The sequence below is a fragment of the Bacillus sp. FSL R5-0422 genome, from assembly GCF_038610765.1.
In the GTDB taxonomy this organism is placed as follows: Bacteria; Bacillota; Bacilli; order Bacillales; family Bacillaceae; genus Bacillus; species Bacillus pumilus_O.
On record NZ_CP152014.1, the window covers coordinates 1,020,233 to 1,038,972 of the forward strand.

Here is an 18,740-nt window from a genome sequence, read left to right on the forward strand (position 1 = left end):
AAATGTTGAAGGAGTCAAACAAGTTGACATCATTTCTTTCCCTATTTACTCATGAAAATATCACATCATTTTTTGAGAGCTACAAGGCCTTTGGACCGATTGTGGCGATATTGCTCCCTTTAATAGAAGCATTTCTTCCGTTTTTACCACTTGTTGCGTTTGCTGTAGCGAATGCAAATGCATTCGGCCTTTGGGAAGGCTTTTTATTGACCTGGATTGGTGCAAGTGCAGGGTCTATTCTTGTCTTTTTACTGATCAGAAAATTTGGACAGATGAGAATGCTCAACTTTATCAGCAGGCATCCTTCTATAAAAAAATTGATGCTTTGGGTGGAGAAACGGGGTTTCGGTCCATTATTTATTTTACTTTGTTTTCCTTTCACACCCTCTGCTGCCGTCAATGTTGTAGCAGGTTTATCAAGAATTAGCTTTTGGCAATTCTCATTAGCTACTTTATCTGGTAAGTGTGTCATGCTCTTTATCATTAGTTTTATTGGTTATGATCTTTCTGCTTTAGTTAAGAATCCGTTAAGAAGTATTTTTGCGGTTCTAGTTATTGCGATATTATGGTATGTTGGAAAGAGAGTAGAAAATAGGTTAAACATTCGAATGAGTAAACGTGAGGACAAAGGAGGCTCTTAATGAAAAAGAAGCCATTGCTATGGTTGATGATTATTACAGGCATCGTCTTATTGTTCCAAGTAAAGAATTTCATGTTTGTCACGTACAAAGTAGAAGGGGTCAGTATGGACCCAACTTTTACAGATGGGACAGAATTATTAATCAATAAGTTCTCGCCAAAACTCACGAAAATTAGCCGGTTTGATTATGTGTTATTTCACGGACCTAAAAATCAAATCTTGATCAAGCGGGTCATTGGACTCCCAGGAGAAACGATCAAGTATGAAGATGATCAGTTATTTGTCGATGGTGAAAAAAAGAAAGAACCTTATTTAAAAGAGCAGAAACAACATAAAATGGGGAACGTCCTAACAGGGGATTTTCAGCTGAAAGCCATCACAGGAGACGATAAAATCAAAAACAATCATTACTTTGTGGTCGGAGATAACCGAATACATAGTTTCGACAGCCGGCATTTTGGCACCATCTCAAAGGATCAAGTTGTCGGTGTCAAAAGAAATACCAGCGAATAAAAAAAGGCGCTCTGCACATGCAAAGCGTCTATTTTTTATTTTGCGGCTTTATAATCAGGATGCCTTTTTGCCCATACATGATGTAAGAACCGGAAAAACGGTGGCAGCATTGCAATGACGAGAATAATTCTGACGACTTGTACAGCTACAACAAAGGTAGAATCCTCGTGCAGTGTGACCGCTGTTGTTGCCATCTCTGCAATACCGCCAGGCGAAAAAGCAAGGATGGCTGTAATGACAGAAATACCAGTGATTTCAGCAATCGCAATTGAGCTGAGGACAGTGGCAGCAATTAGCCCAGCTGAACTGACGACAGCTACAATGAGAGTGTTTTTTAGTCCGACAAACATCTCTTTATTCATTTTAGAACCGATGGTTGCACCTAGAAATATTTGAGACGCAATGTTCGCTTGTGCTGGCCAATAAGGAATCAAATCATACCCTATGAGTGCCCCCGCACTAACTTGAAGAGCTGCGACGCCTAGCATGCTGCCGATCAGCCAAGGAGCAGGGAAATGAAGACGAACTGCTAGGCGTGACATAAGCCAGGCACCTAAAATAAGCGCAGCGGTCCAAGAGATGTTTGAAAGGGTGAAAACGCCTGAAGAAAAAGCGCTCCCTTGTGTAACGACAGCCGCATCTGCTTGGTTTTTTGTATTTAAGTAAAACACTGTAAATGGGATAGTGAGTACAACCATTAATACGCGTATCGTTTGCACGAGACTCACAACAGCTGTATTGGCTCCCACCTCTTGGGCAATCCCCGGCATAGCGGATAAACCGCCGGGGGCAGTTCCGACAAAGCTTGTCAGCATATCTGTTTTGCTCAGCTTCCATAAGACAAAGCCTGAGAGCATCGCCAGTAGAATAGAAAAGACGAGCATGAAACTCACAGGGAGCCAATTTTCAGTGAAGATGTGAAGGACCTTCATATTCATTTTCTGTCCGAGTTCGATTCCGAGAATGAATTGCCCAAGGAGCAGCCATCTGCTGTGAATACGTAAGGTGCTGGTTCCTTTACGCTGAAACAGGGTGGGGCGGCGCATCGCAATAAAAGCTGCTGTCATTAATGTACCTACCATCCAGCCAATAGACATACCTGTTAAAGACAAAAGAAATCCACCTAAACCGCTTATCGCAATGAGAATGAGATCGGTTCGAAGGCTGTTTCCTTGTTTCATCACATGTAAACCTTCTTCCTATATGTTTGTTCAGTAAGTGAAATGTTGTTAACTTCACTATAATACAAAAGTCTCTATAAATAAAATACGAATTTTTTCACCATTTTCATAAGATTATCTTATCACTAAATGATTGGTACATTTTTATAAAGAAAGATACCATTTTTACCAAAAACAAAATCAATATACAACGATTTTCCCCTATTTTTGTTATCAGTTGACTATCATTTTCAATTACACTACAATGCTTAGTGTGAGGTGATAACATGAAAATTCCTTCTTTTAAATATAATGAAAAGGGATTGAATCGTTTTTTTGGTCCTTTAGAGGGAAGAATTATGGAGATCCTTTATGAAGGTGAGGATATGCCGATTAAAGAGGTGCAGCAAAAGCTGTCAGATGAGAAGCCGATTAATTTCAACACAGTGATGACTGTGCTGAACCGCTTAACCGAAAAAGGAATTGTGGAGAAAAAAATAAAAGGGCGCTCATCTATTTATAATCCTGTTTTAACAAAAGAAGAATTTCTCAATGAGCAAACAAAATGGATTACACAAGGACTGATGGACGATTTCGGTCCACTGGCAGTGAACCATATGGTGGATGCGATTGAAAGTGCTGATCCTGAATTACTCAAAGTGCTAGAAGCACGGCTAGCATCTAAAAAAGAGGAGCAGCAAAATGAATAAAATGAAGTCGAGTATGCTGTTTTCAGGCGGTATATTGATTGGTTTAGCCATTTTTTATCAGATGGGGTATTACGTGCTTTCAAGCTTTTTTGGCTGGAATCAAGCATATAACCTGATCCATGTATGCCAGTCTGTGCTCGAATTCTATGGATTCACTCCTTTAAAATACTTTTTGGATGCCTTGGTCCTTTACACATTGGGTTTTGCGATTTTCTATATGGCAAAGCAAATCAGAAAGTATATTCAATTCAAACGGCATTTGATGTTGGCAGTCGATCAGCCGTCAACCGAATCTCTGTCAGAGACATATCAAAATGATATCATTGTGTTTCATTGCCTTGAACCACTTGCTTTTGCAATGGGGATGTTTCACCCAAAGGTTTATTTATCAACAGCTCTCATGGACATGCTGGATGAAGAAGAGATTGATGCTGTTGTTCATCACGAATTGCATCACAAATACAGCTATGATCCTTTAAAGGCTTTCATGTTCTCAATGCTTACAAAAGTCATTTGGTACATTCCAGTGTTAAAGCATATGAGACAAAGCTACTCTGTTTTTCGTGAAGTGATTGCAGATGACTATGCCATTCAGCAGACAGGCACTGAGCTTGGAGTAGGGCAGGCCCTTTTGAAGCTGATTAAAAAGAGAACCCAGTTTCAAAAACAAACAAAGTTTGCGGTGTCCTTTGGGGATCGGGCATTGAATTTAAGAATACAAAAAATTTTAAATCCAACTTACAATATTCCTTTTAATGTGCCAATGATTCCAATCGTCACTTCAGCCATTCTGATGGTAGCTTTAATGATTATGCTCAACCTTAATTACTAATTTTTTTACTTATTAACATTACATTGTGTAGTGTAAAAACAGGAGGAAATCACTATATGAAAACAAATCAAGAAATAGGAACACTTTTCGTACGTGTTATTTTAGGTATTATCTTCTTTCTACACGGACTTCAGGCATATCAAGGAGGTCTGGGAGGAACAGCGGCATTCTTTGGACAAATCGGTATACCGGAATTTATGGCCTATATTGTGAAGACGATTGAGCTGGTCGGTGGTATCGCCTTGATTTTAGGTCTAGGAACACGTATTTTCGCAGCATTATTTGTACCAATTATGGCTGTGGCGATTATTACGGTTGGTTTTTCTAAAGGATTTGTTGGCGGTTATGAATTTGAACTATCGCTGCTCGTCATGGCGCTTTATTTAACACTTAGCGGCAGTAAGATGCTGTCCATTGATGGGATGCTGAAACATCAGCAGCAAAGCAATGAAGCAAAATTTCATTAAATGATCATGAAAAAACTCCTTCTGCTATTTGTGGCAGAGGAGTTTTTTTATTTATCAAATTGTCGTTTTCGCGTTTGAAAAAGGGAAAGAGGTGAGAGGTTTGCTGAAAATAGTCCTTTATTTTATAGATTGAATGAACAAAAAGACGATTTCATTTTTTGACGGAACATACGATCTCCTATTAAAATAGGACTATCTAAGACACATGGTGCGTTAAAAGATATAAAAACCATACAGCATGCTGCTGTTCATCTTGAGCAATACGTTTCATCATCTCTTTTGTTCCTTGATCCCGGACATAATCTGATACCGTTAAGTAAAAATCGACCGTTTTTTGTTCATCTTTAAATGCGAAAAGAAGCCCTTCTCTGAATTGATCTGGACAAGGTTCTGTTACGCTTGGTTTGTGGTTTTTACCTGTTAAAGAATAATATAGCTTTGAAAATAGTTGATAGTGTCTGACTTCATCCTGGCGTATTTCTTGAATGATCTTCTTTGCTTCAGGATTTTTTGCCTTTTGGGCAAGTTTTTCGTAGCATTGAATCGCAGAATACTCACCATTGATCGCTTTCTCAAGATCTGAAATGATCCTTGTATTTTGTCGTATGTCATAAGGCGAGTAGTCATAGTAACCATAATACATGATATTGCCAGCCTCCTTTTAGTTCATGATGGTTTATGATATGAAAAGAGTGAGGAAAGGTGCCTATGTCTTTTTCAGAAAGGAGAATAGGAATGTGATAGGAAAATAGCTATTTCCCTTTATTTTCGCTAGAATATGAGTACATAAGAAAGGTGTTGTGGAACGTGGAGATTCAGTTTTTAGCAGGCAGATCGGGGAGTGGAAAAACGACTGCAATCTTAGAGGAAATCAAAGAACAGCTTCGGCTTGATCCGTTGGGTCCGCCAATCATTTTTTTAGTCCCGGATCAAATGACATTTTTAATGGAATATGAGCTTGCGAAAACGTCTGAAGCTGGTGGAATGATCAGAGCTAAAGTATTTAGTTTCACTCGTCTTGCTTGGTCTATTTTACAGCAGACTGGTGGAGCGAACCGGCAATTTGTGACAAGCACAGGAATTCAAATGCTTTTAAGAAAAGTGATTGAAGAGCAGAAAGACAAGTTTAAAGTATTCAAAAAAGCGAGTGATAAGCCGGGGTTTGTAGAGCAAATCGAAAAAACGATGGCTGAATTCAAAAGATACTGTATGCTGCCTGAGGAAATTGAGAAAATTTCAGTGGAGAGCATGCTTTCAGAGTATACAGAAGAAAGACGGGCAGCCGAAAAATTGCATGACCTCCATGTTCTTTATCAGCAGATGGAGGAGCATTTACAAGATGAATATGTGCACTCAGAAGACTATTTGAATCTACTTGCCCAGCAAATTCCTTCAGCAGAAGAAATAAAAGGAGCACATATTTATATCGATGGTTTTTATCAATTTACACCGCAGCAGCTTCTTGTCATCGAACAGCTCTTGCTGCATGCAGCAAGAGTAACGGCGGCTTTTACAGTAGATCAATCCTATCATGATAGGCAGCCAAATGAACTTGATTTATTTCGTATGACAGGTAAAACGTATTTCCAACTCTATCAGCTTGCTAAAGAGTGCGGAGCTGACATTTCTGAAACCATTTTTGAAAGAAATCATCGGCACCTTTATACACCAGATCTTGCTTATTTAGAACACCAATATGAGCAGCGGCCAGTGCAACCATACCAGGAAAATACCCCTCATCTCACAGTGTCTAAAAGTGCAAGTAAACGAGCTGAAATTGAAGGAGTAGCGAGAGACATCCTTGATTTAGTGAGAGAAAAAGGACTTAGACTGCGAGATATCTCGATTGTAGCGCGGCATGTAGACGACTATAAAGATACGTTAAAAGAGGTTTTTCGAGATTACGATATTCCATTTTTTATTGATGGAAATGAATCGATGCAGTATCATCCGCTCATCGAATTGATTCGTTCGAGCTTGGATGTCATAAAAGGAAATTGGCGGTATGAAGCGGTATTTCGCTGCGTAAAAACAGAGTTCTTATTTCCGCTTGAAATCACTAAGAACAAAGCACGAGAGCAGGCAGATCAGCTCGAAAACTATTGTATTGCTTACGGTGTAAAAGGAGAGCGCTGGACAAACGGTTCCCGGTTTCATTACAGGCGCTTCCAATCATTAGATGAGGATTTCAGACAAACGGATCAAGAAATTGAAATGGAACAAATGCTGAATGACGTCAAAGAATGGATCGCGCCTCCGCTTTACCAGTTGCAGAAAAGGCTCAAAAAGACGCAAAAGGTAAGAGATATGGTAGAGGCTGTCTATGTCTTTTTAGAAGAGATACAAGTACCAGATAAGCTTGAAAAAGCGAGGCTAGAAGCTGAAGAAGCAGGTCGATTAGCTGAAGCAATGCAGCACGGGCAAGTATGGGATGCGGTCATTCAATTAATGGATGAATTTGTTGACATGCTAGGTGACGAAGAGCTCTCATTTCCTTTATTTCAACAGATGATAGATACAGGGTTAGCTTCTCTAAAATTCGCTTTAATTCCGCCATCACTCGACCAAGTATTTATCGGAAGTATGGATTTATCCAGAATGTATCAAGTGAAGTGTATGTTTATCATTGGTGTAAATGATGGCGTTATTCCCGCACGTCCTTCTGATGAGAGTGTATTGTCTGAAGATGACCGAGAATGGTTAAAGCGAGCAGGAGCAGAGCTGGCAGAGACAGGAAAGGAACGGCTGCTAGATGAGCAATTTTTAATTTACCAAGCGTTATCAAGTCCATCCCATCATTTATATCTATCCTATGCGGCTTCTGATGCAGAAGGACGTTCTCTATTGCCTTCGCCACTTATCAAGTATTGCCAAGAGCTTATGCCAAATCATCAGCAGGCTCTTTATGTGTTAGATCCAGAACTGCTGGAAGACGATGAGCAATTAAAATTTGTAGCGAATGAGCATGTTTCGTTGTCTTATACCGTCTCACAGCTCCAGCAATGGCTCAATCAATATCCCATTAGCGGTGTATGGTGGAGTGTCTATAACTACTTAATGACATCTCCTAATCGGGATGTATCAAAAAATATCATGTCAAGTTTGTTCTTTACAAATCGAGCGAAGCCATTAAAGCCTAATGTCACAAAAGAGCTTTACGGTGATCATATTCAGGGCAGTGTTTCAAGAATGGAGAAGTTCAATGCGTGTGCATTTTCTCACTTTGCTTCCCACGGTTTAAAACTAAAGGATCGGCAATTTTACAAATTGGAAGCACCTGATATCGGCCAGTTGTTTCACTCGGCTTTGAAGCATATTTCAGATACGCTAGTTGAACAAAAAAAGGATTGGAAAAACTTAACGAAGGAAGATTGTGTCACCTATTCAAGACATGCAATCGAACAGCTTGCGCCGCGTCTTCAAAAGGAAATTCTATTAAGCTCTAATCGGCATGCTTATATTAAAGAAAAGCTTCAGAAAATCTTAATTCGAGTCTCTTCTATATTAAGTGAACATGCCAAAGTGAGTGGATTTTCTCCAGTAGGGCTTGAGTTAGGTTTTGGAGGTCAAGGACCTTTGCCGCCGTTTACTTTTCAATTAAAGAATGGCTGCACGATGGAGCTAGTCGGAAGAATTGACAGGGTAGATAAAGCAGAAGGTTCAAAAGGGCTGCTTTTAAGAATCGTCGATTACAAATCCAGTGAGAAAGGTCTTGACCTAGCAGAAGTATACTATGGTCTTGCCTTGCAAATGCTCACATACTTAGACCTCACCATTACGTATTCGAAGGAGTGGCTAGGCATAGAAGCAACGCCTGCTGGCATTTTATATTTCCATATTCATGACCCGCTCATTCAAGCACCGATTCCACTTGCAGAGGATGAAATTGAGCAGGAAATATTCAAGAAATTTAAAATGAAGGGCTTATTACTTGAAGATGTGGAAGCAGTCAAGCTAATGGATCAAACGCTTGAGTCAGGTAGATCACAAGTCATTCAAGCCGGCTTGAAAAAGGATGGGTCTTTCCGTTCTGATTCGGCGGTTTTAAGTGAAGATCATTTCCATATACTCACACAACACGTTCGGCGCACATTTGAAGAAGCAGGTGAAAGAATTACAAATGGAGAGGTCGCAATTAATCCATATAAATTAAAGGATCAAACACCTTGCCGCTTTTGTTCTTTCAAGTCTATTTGCCAATTCGATGAATCGATAGAAGATAATGATTTTAGGGTGCTCACCTCTGAAAAGGATGATGTTGTGATAGAACGGATCAAAAAAGAAGGGGATCAGTATGCAAATACCAAAACCGAATAACAGTACGTGGACGGATGACCAGTGGGAAGCCATCGTTTCAGAAGGACAAGATATCTTAGTTGCGGCGGCGGCAGGTTCAGGTAAAACAGCTGTTTTGGTTGAACGCCTGATTCGAAAGATGACCCGGTCTGAACATCCAGTTGATGTCGATCGTCTGCTCGTTGTGACTTTCACAAACGCATCTGCAGCAGAGATGAAGCATCGGATCACAGAAGCACTTGAAAAAGAATTAGCCAAAAATCCTGGGTCTCTTCATATGAGAAGGCAGCTGTCCCTCATGAATCGAGCCAATATTTCAACCTTGCACTCCTTTTGCTTACAGGTTTTACGCACCTTTTACTATGAAATTGATCTTGATCCAGGCTTCCGTTTGGCTGATCAAACAGAAGGAGAACTATTAGGAGATGAAGTGTTAGATGAACTGTTTGAGGATGAATATAAGGCTGGAAAGCCATCATTCTTTGAACTAGTTGATCGTTACACATCTGACCGTCATGACTTAGATTTGCAATGGCTCGTGAAGAGAATCTATGAGTTTTCAAGATCGCATCCATCTCCGGAGCAATGGATGCGGGCGTTCCTTTCACTATATGATGTAGATGCGCAAACAAAAGTGGAAGAATTACCATTTTACCCCTATATCAAAGAAGATCTTTCGCTCGTTCTCCGGAGCTGCCAGGAGCTGCTTGAACGAGCTCTTTCGCTATCAAAAGAGCCCGGCGGTCCAGCACCGAGAGCAGAGAATTTTATAGACGATTTAGAGCAAGTCAATGAATTAATCCGTCATCAAGATGATTTTGAGAAACTTTATGAGCTTTTGCCGAACGTCAATTTTAAAAGGCTCAAAACGTGCAAAGGGGACGAATATGATCCTGCTTTATTAGAGAAAGCCACTGATGCACGTAATCAAGCAAAAAAACAATTAGAAAAACTAAAAGATGAATACTTCATGCGCAGTCCTGCCCAGCATTTAAAAAGCTTAGCTGAAATGAAGCCAGTTGTCGAGACGCTTGTAGAGCTTGTGATCCAATTTGGTGAGCGTTTCGAAAGAGCGAAGCAGGAAAAGTCTATTGTCGACTTTTCCGATTTAGAGCACTATTGCTTACGTATTTTAGCTGAGCAGGATGCAGAAGGACATTTGATCGAAACAGAAGCTGCTAAGTACTATCAACAGCAGTTTGAAGAAGTGCTCGTTGATGAATACCAGGATACAAACCTTGTACAAGAAACAATTTTAAAACTTGTATCTAAAGGAGAACATTCTTCAGAGGGTAATCTGTTTATGGTTGGTGATGTCAAGCAGTCTATTTATCGTTTTAGACTGGCTGAGCCCATGCTCTTTTTAAACAAATATAAACACTTTCAACCAGACGGCAAAGAAACAGGGAAGAGAATCGATTTAAATAAAAACTTCCGCAGCCGTTCAGATGTTTTAGATAGTACGAACTTTTTGTTCAAGCAGCTGATGGGGGAAACAGTTGGAGAAATTGAATATGATGAACAAGCTGAATTAAAGCTTGGAGCGAGTTATCCAGAAAGCAAAGATACAACGACAGAAATGCTTCTTGTCCACTTAAATCAGCAGGAAACGGAAACTGACGAAGAGCGAGAAGAGCTCGAGACCGTCCAATTTGAAGCGAGAATCATTGCTAAAAAAATAAAAGAATTAGTGGAGCAGCCATTTCAAGTGTACGATGCAAAGCAGCAAATGACCCGGAACTTGCAGTATCGAGACATTGTCATTTTACTTCGGTCTATGCCGTGGGCTCCGCAAATGATGGAGGAATTAAAGAAGCAGGGAATCCCCGTATATGCGAATCTTTCCTCTGGTTATTTTGAAGCAACAGAGGTGTCTGTCATCCTTTCTTTGTTAAAAGTCATTGATAATCCATATCAGGATATTCCGCTTGCTGCTGTTTTAAGATCACCTCTTGTTCATTTAGATGAAAATGAGTTGGCGCTGATTCGGACGAGTGATAAAAAGGGCACGTATTATGATGCTGTAAAGGCCTTTATGAGTGTGACTCATTCTGATCATCCTACATGCAAAAAACTAGAGCGATTTTTCCAATTACTGCGCAAATGGCGTGATTTCTCCATCAATCATTCGGTGGCAGAATTAATTTGGGAAGTCTACCGCGATACACAGTATCTTGATTATGTTGGGGGAATGCCTGGAGGTAAGCAGCGGCAAGCGAATCTTCGTGCCCTTTATGACCGGGCCAAGCAGTACGAAAAAGCTGCCTTTAGAGGGCTATTCCGATTCCTTCGTTTTATTGAAAGAATGCAGGAGCGTGGGGACGATCTTGGTGCGGCAAAAACGTTCAGTGAAACAGAGGACGTTGTGCGCATGATGACGATTCATAGTAGTAAAGGATTAGAATTCCCAGTCGTCTTTACCGCAGGACTTGGCAGGAACTTTAATATGATGGACTTAAACCAGTCTTATTTACTTGATAAAGAGCTAGGCTTTGGAAGTAAGTATATCCATCCTGAGCTGAGAATTAGTTATGCGACATTACCGCTTGTGGCGATGAAAAAAAAGATGAGAAAAGAGTTGTTATCTGAAGAGTTGAGGGTTCTATATGTGGCACTCACAAGGGCTAAAGAAAAATTATTTCTCGTCGGCTCTGTCAAAAATCAGGTAAAAGCATTAAGCAAATGGCAAAATGCCGCAACCGGAGAAGAGTGGCTGCTCCCAGATTTTGAACGGTATCAATCGAAAACATACTTAGATTTCATTGGACCTGCCCTCATACGTCATCAAGCGATGTCATCTGTTCTAGAAGAAACAGGAGATGTTGTTCTTTCGCATCCGTCTACATTCACTATCTCATTTACGCAAGCTTCTGATCTTTTAAAGGAAGATCTGTCACTTGAAAAGAAGGAGCAAGACGAGATTGTACAAGCATTGATGGTTGGTCTACCTGTTGAAGGATATGGCGATGCTGATGAGAAGGTGGCAGAGAGGCTCTCGTGGAAATATCCGTATCTAGCGGCCTCACAAGTCGGCACAAAGCAGTCTGTTTCCGAGATAAAAAGAATGAGAGAAATACAGGATGAGTACAGTGTTCCTTCTTCTATTCGAAAAGCTCGTGCAACGTTGTATGACCGGCCGGCTTTCATGAAGAAAAAAACACTCACTGCCGCAGAACAAGGCACCGCCATGCATACAGTGATGCAGCATATCCCGCTTCCTTCTGAGGAGCCCTATGATGAGTCACGTATAGGTCACTTGCTCGAATCTTTACAACAGCGAGACTTGCTAACAGATGAGCAGGTTCAGTCAATTAATCAAGAGGGAATCGCTGCTTTCTTCTCTACTTCAATTGGTCAAAAACTGCTAAAAGCGGACTGGGTGAAACGAGAGGTGTCATTTAGTATGGTCTTACCTGTTAAAGAGGTATACAGTCATATTGATACTGAGGGAGAGCCTGTTTTAATTCAAGGAATGATTGACTGTTTATTTGAAACAGATGGAAAGCTATATTTACTAGATTATAAAACTGATAGAGTTCAAGGCAGATATACAGGTGGAATTGACGCTGCTGTACCAATCTTGAAAAAGCGTTATGAAACCCAAATCGCGTTATATGCAAAAGCGGTAGAGCGTTTGACAAACAGAACATTAGAGGAGAAAATTCTTTATTTCTTCGATGGAAATGTAGAGATATCTTTATAAATGTATCGGAATGAGAGGTGAATCACATGAGGATTCTGCATACAGCGGATTGGCATTTAGGGAAAACCCTTGAAGGCCGAAGCCGGCTTGATGAGCAAGCACAGTTTTTAGATGAACTGTATCAAATCGTGAAAGACGAGCACATTGATGTCATTGTGATGGCTGGTGATGCCTTTGATACAGTGAATCCGCCTGCTAGAGCAGAGCAGCTTTTTTATGAAAGCCTATCTGCCTTATCTGATAAAGGAAAACGACAGGTAGTAGTCATTTCAGGAAACCACGATAATCCGGATCGCTTATCAGCTGCATCGCCTTTAACAAATGATCAAGGGATTCATTTAATTGGATATCCGACTAATGACATCATTCGAGTCGATGTTCCTTCTGCGGATGAACGTTTATCCATTGCGGCACTCGCTTATCCGTCTGAGGCGAGGCTGAATGAGGTACTGGCTGAAACATTTGAAGAGAAATTGCTTCGTGATCATTACAATTTAAAGATTCAACAAGCGTTTCAACATTTAAGTACTCAATTTCAACCGGATACGGTGAATATCGCAACAAGCCACATTTATGTGGCTGGAGGAAGTCAAACAGATTCAGAAAGACCGATTGAAGTAGGCGGCGCATATACCGTTGCGGCTGAAAGTCTGCCAGAATCCGCTTGCTATGTTGCACTTGGTCATTTGCACAGGCCGCAAACGATCAAACGTGCCAAAACGATTGCTCGTTATTCTGGATCACCACTTGCTTATAGCTTTTCTGAATCAGGCTATGCCAAATCAGTCACAATTGTAGAGGCAAAACCGAATGAAAAAGCAAGCTGGAAAGAAGTGTTTTTATCGAGCGGAAAGCCACTTATGAAATGGAAGGCGACTGAGGGACTGAGTCAAGTGTACGAGTGGTTGGATGAAAAACGGGATCTTCAGGCATGGATTGATCTAGAGATTCATTTAACAGATCAGCTCTCTATTGAAGAAATCCATCAGCTCCGAAAGCAGCATAGTGGGTTTGTTCATATTCGTCCAAAATTCAAAGAACTACAGCAAATAGAAGAGCAAAAGCAAGTGGAAAAACTCTCGATCGAAGAGAGGTTCGTGAAGTTTTATGAGCGCCAGACAGGTGGCGGTTTGCCTGATGAAAAAACAGTCAAACTGTTTTTAGAGCTAGCCAATGATATGCAAGAGGAGGAAGCGACTTGAAGCCGATTACGCTGACCATTAAAGGACTTCATAGCTTCAGAGAAGAACAAACAATCGATTTTAGCTCTTTATGTGATGCGGGTGTGTTTGGTATATTTGGACCGACTGGAAGTGGAAAGTCGTCCATTTTAGACGCCATGACCCTAGCACTCTATGGAAAAGTGGAGCGTGCGTTAAATAATACACATGGTATTTTGAACCAAGCGGAAGAAAAGCTGTCGGTTTCCTTTACATTTGCTTTGCAAAAGGAACACCACATTTCTTATAAAGTCGAACGTGCTTTCAAACGAGCGGATGAAATGAAAGTCAGAACGACTTTATGCCGCCTAATTGAAATCGGTGATACGCAGACAGTTCTCGCAGATAAAGCGAGTGAGGTGAATCGTAAAGTAGAAGAACTACTTGGATTAACCATTGATGATTTTACCCGTGCGGTTGTTTTACCACAAGGGAAGTTTGCAGAATTTCTCTCCTTAAAAGGGGCAGACAGACGTCAAATGCTTCAGCGTTTGTTCAATTTGGAAAAGTATGGGGATCAACTCGTCAAGCGTTTACGTGCAAAGGCTCAAAAACATTATGGGCAAAAAAATGAACTGCTGGCTGAACTGAATGGTTTAGGAGAAGCTGGTCCAGAGGCGCTGGCGAAAGCAAAGGAAGCAGCTGAGCAGGCCAAGGCCATTTTTCATGAGAAAAAACAAGCGCGGGACGAAGCGTTCACTGCTTTTACAAAGGCGCAAGCGATCTGGCAGTATCAAAAGGAACAAGAAGCTTACGAGACTGAACAAAACAAGCTGAATTTACTGGCACCTTCAATAGAAGAGAAAAAGAAGAAGCTCCATATCGCAGAGCAGGTAGAGACGCTAAAGCCCTATGCGGATGCATTGACAAAAGCTGAAAAACAGCTTTCACAAGCATCGCAAGAGAAACAGGAAGCAGAAAAGCAGCTGCTGCATCAACGAACGATCTATGATCAAATGGCTCGGGAGTATGAGCAAGCCCGGCAAAAGAAAATAGAGACAGAGCCAGACCTTCTCCAAAAGAAAGAACAGTTGATTCAGCTAAAAGAAATTGAACGTAAAAAAGAGGCAGTTCTTCATGAAAAGACGGGCATAGAGCGCCAAAAAAATGAAAAATCGCAGCAGCTCCTCCAAAAGAAGAAAGAAGCGGAGAATCTCCAATCTCTATTAGAGCGTGCACTAACGAAACAAACACAGCTGAAGCATGAGCTGGAGCAGTTACAAGTTTCAGTGAAAGAACGCAAAAGTGTACAGGATGCTTTACGTTTAAGTGAAAATGTGGAAAGAATAAACCTCAGCGTTCAAAAGGAAAAGCAAAAGCTGGACGAGCTGAACAAGCAAGCCTTACAGACTTCAGAAGCATATGAAAAGCTTCAAAAGCAGCAAAACGACCATCATGAAAAAATAGACCAGTCGTTTCAAGCAATTGAACACCTCTATTTTTATGTATGTGAACTCGAACGAGCTCTAACAGAATGGAATCAAAAAGTACAACATCAGAAACTTGAAAAATTAAAACAGCGTGATGCGGTAAGGGCGGCAGAATTAAGAAAAGAATTAGCGGCAGAGCTAGTAGATGGTGAGCCATGTCCGGTTTGTGGGTCGATTCATCACGATCCAAAGGCTTTGGAATCCAATAACCATGACGAAACCGTGGCACAAGTCGATGAAATCATTCAACGGATGGACCAAGAGCTGAAGCAGGCAGAGGCGTATGGAAGAGATATATATGCCGCAAAGCAGCTCCTCGAAACGCATGCCAATCAATTAGTGAAACAATTTTCTTTCTTATCTCAAAAAGCCCCTGGGGCGGAAGTCGCTGCAGCAGTAGAAACGGTACAAAATTCGCACTCTTTGCAGGGTTTGATGCAAGAATGGAAAGGCGTAAAGCAAGATATTCAAGAAGTTGAACAGAAACGAGCTCGTTTAATGGATGAAACGCATAATCAAGCAACAGAGATGAACAAGATCAAAGAGCAAATGACTTTTGAACAGCAGCGCATCAAAGAATTAGAGGTGCTGATCAAAGAGCTACATGCTGAGCTATCAGAGCAAACGACTCAATTTGAACAGACCTTCCCGCACCTTACATTGAATCAAGTACAAGACATGCAAAAGCAAATCGATGAAAAGGACCAACAAGCGGAAGGCTATAAAGAACGTATTGAGAAAAGCATTTCATTTTTGGAAGAAAAACAGCTAGCAAAAGAGCAGCTGCAGACAGCGATATACAATGTCGAGAAAGAACTTGATAAACTAGCGCATCAGCTAGAAAGTCAGCAGCAACTTATCCAACAATATGAAACAGATTTAGGCCGATATCCATTAAAAGCTGCCTCTATTTCTGATGAACTTATTGAGGTTGAACACACCCTTTCTCTTCTTAATGAAAAAGAGCAACAATCGTACAAGCAATTGCAGCACGCGCAGCAGTTGTTTAGTGAGGCGCAAAGCCATTTTTCAAGCAGTGAGCGTCAGCTTCAAGAGGCGAACAAGCGAAAACAAGAAGCAGAAACATCATGGGAAAAAGAAGCAGAATCCTCTCCTTTTCATATACCGCAGGACATTGAGTCTGTTTCAGTGGAACAGGCAGAACGTCAATCAGTTAAACAGGAAATTGAGGAATTTGAGGATAAAAGAAAGGAATGTGCCGCAAACTTAAAGCGAATTTCTGAATTACTGAAAGAAGAGTCACTGGATGAAAAGCAGTGGACAGACATTCAGCACAGAAAAGATGCAGCTGAAAAAGCATTGGAAGAAGCGACAGCAATGAATGGGTCGGCACATGAACACCTGCGTGTGATAGAAGAGAATCATCAGCGCTTTGCAAGTATTCACGAACGATTGGAAGCATTGCAGCAAGAAATTGATCGCCTTGATAAACTGCAAACTGTTTTTAAAGGAAATACGTTTGTTGAATTTTTAGCAGAAGAACAGCTGGAAAGTGTCAGTCGTGATGCATCCGCCCGCTTAAGTATGTTGACGAGACAAAGATATGCGATTGAGGTTGACTCAGAAGGCGGCTTCGTGATGCGTGATGATGCAAATGGTGGTGTTAGGCGTCCTGTGTCCAGCTTGTCCGGTGGGGAAACCTTCTTGACATCGCTAGCGCTTGCGCTTGCTCTTTCTGCACAAATTCAGCTGAGAGGTGAATTCCCGTTGCAATTCTTTTTCCTTGATGAAGGATTCGGTACGCTCGATCAAGACTTGCTTGATACGGTCATTACCGCATTAGAGAAGCTTCAGTCTCACAATTTAGCAGTTGGTGTTATCAGCCACGTGGAAGAATTGAAAATGAGACTACCGAAGAAACTGATTGTCCATCCAGCAGATCCAAGCGGGAGAGGGACAACGGTCTCAATGGAATTAATGTAAATGTCGAGGTGATAACAGGATGGCAAAGCAAACGATTGGATTATGTGAGCTGTGCGGAAGGCAAAATGTCCTGCTTACAGAACACCACTTAACACCAAGAGAAGAAGGTGGGGCTTTTTTACCGACTGCCTTCCTGTGTATACCTTGCCATAAACAAGTGCATGCCCTCTTTACAAACCAGGAGCTTGCCGCGCGCTTAAGCACACTTGATGCACTAAGACAAGATGAAAAGCTTGCTTCGTACATCAAATGGATTCGAAAACAGCCGGCAAGCAAACTGGTTAAAACAAAAAAATCAAGACAACGCAGAAAAAAATAAGCATAAAAAGCGCTCCTCTTAATGAAATGTCTGTAGAGGAGCTGCTTTATGCATTGCCTACCATATTCTGATCATTTAAGTCAGGATCCACATAGTTGGTGGCGCTAATGCCATTATTTAAGATCAAGAAATCTCCGGTATTTCCCGCTCCAGAGCCTAAAGCAGATTTTGACGAGCTTTTAGGCGACAAGTAGAATGAGTCACCGACGTTGACGACGCCTCCAGAAATAGAGTTAATGTAAATGGGTCCGACAATTGCTGGCATAATCGACATCCTTTATTCGAAGTCATATCACCATCATATGCGCAGGTAGGTCCATTTGTGAGTTTGGCGGACTTTCGTCGTTGCTAAATAACTCTCGAATATGCTTCACTCTTGCAACGCCATTCATTCCACACGTAGAGCCAATTTGAAACACAGAGGAGGAAGACACCCCTTCTACATGTATTGAAGAAACTTTAATCACAGGCTTCTCGTGATAAAAAGCTGTTCTGACAGATCGTTCTGGCAGCATCAATGGAATAGGCTCATAATACACTTCAAATTCTTTCGCATCTAAGTTTTCTGCTTCATTCCCATAAAACAAACTAACGGTTCGCTGAACAGCTAACACCTTCACTTTCGGGCATAGCTCCTGTGTATCACCGATTTGAACAACACTTGAGATCCCGACAGAATTCACCTTCGAGAACTTCACTTTAGATGTGCGCTTTATCATTATCGAGGTGCAAGAGGAACAAACGGGCCAATGATCAAAGATTCTGGCGGTGTATCAAAGATGGAGGATAATTGTACATGATCTGTGTCCCCAATGATAAATAGGGAAGAAGACGAAACCCCAACTACTTTAATGCTTCCGGTCTCGATGTTGCGGTTGACGACTGTGAAATTCATCCGTTTTCCTCTCCTTTCGTTTCATTTGGAATATGGGCTAAGAAGTGTTCAATTGCCCGTTTGACATCATGCTTCACATATTCTGCAATTTGCTCTGAACGCTGCAGCGGGGTCATATCTTCCCGGTGCGGGAGCTGTCCTGCATAATATTTGATTCTGCTGTCAATTTGTTTTCGGATGTCTTCAATGATGTGGTGTTTGTTGCTTTCATCAAGAGACCCTTCGTATCGTTGCTCTAGCTCTTCAAGAAGTTCTGGCGCTTCTTCGTTTAAAAATGCGTCGACAAGCTGGCGTGTTTGATTGAAAAATTGATCAGCCATTTCTTGCTGCATCATTCCAATGCCCGGGGTTGTTGTTTGGCCCACTTCAAAGTTTTGAACACTGTTTGGATCAGATGGATTGAGGCCGATATTCAGCGTACCTTCCAGCCGCTCGATTTTCAGTTGATCAAATTGATAATCAATCCGTTCAATCGTCGTTGTCGGTTTATCCTTGATCATTTGCATTTCCTGCTGAAGCTCGTTAAGCCTTTTTTCAAGCATCATGATTTGTTGTGTTTGCTTTTGAATGATGCCATGCACCTGTGAAGCGTTGCTTTGATATTCATACAT

General features: G+C 41.2%; 16 protein-coding genes. 10 read left to right on the forward strand and 6 right to left on the reverse strand.

All coding sequences use genetic code 11. The features are described from left to right. Positions 1 to 23: 23 nt before the first annotated feature. Positions 24 to 641, forward strand: coding sequence for a TVP38/TMEM64 family protein (locus MKX52_RS05040; protein ID WP_144456106.1), 618 nt, complete (start codon positions 24 to 26; stop codon positions 639 to 641). Beyond that, positions 641 to 1,153, forward strand: coding sequence for a signal peptidase I (gene lepB / locus MKX52_RS05045; protein WP_041815362.1), 513 nt, complete (start codon positions 641 to 643; stop codon positions 1,151 to 1,153). The genes MKX52_RS05040 and lepB overlap by 1 nt, the downstream gene beginning before the upstream one ends. Positions 1,154 to 1,188: 35 nt before the next feature. Here the strand turns inward: lepB and MKX52_RS05050 are convergent, their stop codons facing one another. Then, complete coding sequence (locus MKX52_RS05050; protein WP_342491871.1) at positions 1,189 to 2,334, reverse strand: AbrB family transcriptional regulator; 1,146 nt, start codon at positions 2,332 to 2,334, stop codon at positions 1,189 to 1,191. 266 nt (positions 2,335 to 2,600) lie between these two features. Between MKX52_RS05050 and MKX52_RS05055 the strand changes: the two genes are divergently transcribed. The 3 genes from MKX52_RS05055 to MKX52_RS05065 are packed head-to-tail and all read left to right on the forward strand — an operon-like array spanning position 2,601 to position 4,322. Then, positions 2,601 to 3,023, forward strand: a complete 423-nt coding sequence (locus tag MKX52_RS05055; protein ID WP_041815366.1) for a BlaI/MecI/CopY family transcriptional regulator — start codon at positions 2,601 to 2,603, stop codon at positions 3,021 to 3,023. Next, positions 3,016 to 3,855, forward strand: coding sequence for a M56 family metallopeptidase (locus tag MKX52_RS05060; protein ID WP_342491596.1), 840 nt, complete (start codon positions 3,016 to 3,018; stop codon positions 3,853 to 3,855). The genes MKX52_RS05055 and MKX52_RS05060 overlap by 8 nt, the downstream gene beginning before the upstream one ends. Positions 3,856 to 3,911: 56 nt before the next feature. Beyond that, the gene (locus MKX52_RS05065; protein ID WP_025093362.1) at positions 3,912 to 4,322 is read left to right on the forward strand and encodes a DoxX family protein; all 411 of its coding nucleotides are present in this window, start codon (positions 3,912 to 3,914) and stop codon (positions 4,320 to 4,322) included. Positions 4,323 to 4,518: 196 nt separating this feature from the next. Here the strand turns inward: MKX52_RS05065 and MKX52_RS05070 are convergent, their stop codons facing one another. Continuing rightward, a complete protein-coding gene (locus MKX52_RS05070) occupies positions 4,519 to 4,965 on the reverse strand; it encodes a ferritin-like domain-containing protein (RefSeq protein ID WP_342491597.1) in 447 nt (148 codons plus the stop codon). A gap of 164 nt (positions 4,966 to 5,129) precedes the next feature. On the opposite strand from MKX52_RS05070, the gene addB reads away from it, so the two are divergent. From addB to MKX52_RS05095, 5 genes are read left to right on the forward strand one after another with little or no spacing between them, the layout of a single operon-like run. After that, a complete protein-coding gene (gene addB, locus MKX52_RS05075) occupies positions 5,130 to 8,639 on the forward strand; it encodes a helicase-exonuclease AddAB subunit AddB (protein WP_342491598.1) in 3,510 nt (1,169 codons plus the stop codon). Continuing rightward, positions 8,617 to 12,321: a helicase-exonuclease AddAB subunit AddA gene (gene addA, locus MKX52_RS05080; RefSeq protein ID WP_342491599.1), complete on the forward strand. Its 3,705-nt coding sequence runs from the start codon at positions 8,617 to 8,619 to the stop codon at positions 12,319 to 12,321. The genes addB and addA overlap by 23 nt, the downstream gene beginning before the upstream one ends. Positions 12,322 to 12,347: 26 nt before the next feature. After that, entirely contained in the window at positions 12,348 to 13,523 is a 1,176-nt protein-coding gene (gene sbcD, locus MKX52_RS05085; RefSeq protein WP_012009496.1) for an exonuclease subunit SbcD, read from the forward strand. Continuing rightward, positions 13,520 to 16,915, forward strand: a complete 3,396-nt coding sequence (locus MKX52_RS05090; protein WP_342491600.1) for an SMC family ATPase — start codon at positions 13,520 to 13,522, stop codon at positions 16,913 to 16,915. The genes sbcD and MKX52_RS05090 overlap by 4 nt, the downstream gene beginning before the upstream one ends. Positions 16,916 to 16,934: 19 nt before the next feature. Beyond that, the gene (locus tag MKX52_RS05095) at positions 16,935 to 17,234 is read left to right on the forward strand and encodes a hypothetical protein (protein ID WP_012009498.1); all 300 of its coding nucleotides are present in this window, start codon (positions 16,935 to 16,937) and stop codon (positions 17,232 to 17,234) included. A 46-nt stretch (positions 17,235 to 17,280) separates the two neighbouring features. Here the strand turns inward: MKX52_RS05095 and MKX52_RS05100 are convergent, their stop codons facing one another. Genes MKX52_RS05100 through MKX52_RS05115 form a run of 4 tightly spaced genes read right to left on the reverse strand, consistent with a single transcriptional unit; the run spans position 17,281 to position 18,740 of the window. Then, positions 17,281 to 17,499, reverse strand: a complete 219-nt coding sequence (locus MKX52_RS05100; protein WP_003211468.1) for a spore germination protein — start codon at positions 17,497 to 17,499, stop codon at positions 17,281 to 17,283. Positions 17,500 to 17,521: 22 nt separating this feature from the next. Then, positions 17,522 to 17,953: a spore germination protein GerPE gene (locus MKX52_RS05105; protein ID WP_088002135.1), complete on the reverse strand. Its 432-nt coding sequence runs from the start codon at positions 17,951 to 17,953 to the stop codon at positions 17,522 to 17,524. Continuing rightward, the gene (locus MKX52_RS05110; RefSeq protein WP_003210893.1) at positions 17,953 to 18,129 is read right to left on the reverse strand and encodes a germination protein GerPD; all 177 of its coding nucleotides are present in this window, start codon (positions 18,127 to 18,129) and stop codon (positions 17,953 to 17,955) included. The genes MKX52_RS05105 and MKX52_RS05110 overlap by 1 nt, the downstream gene beginning before the upstream one ends. After that, the gene (locus MKX52_RS05115) at positions 18,126 to 18,740 is read right to left on the reverse strand and encodes a spore germination protein GerPC (protein WP_041815378.1); all 615 of its coding nucleotides are present in this window, start codon (positions 18,738 to 18,740) and stop codon (positions 18,126 to 18,128) included. The genes MKX52_RS05110 and MKX52_RS05115 overlap by 4 nt, the downstream gene beginning before the upstream one ends.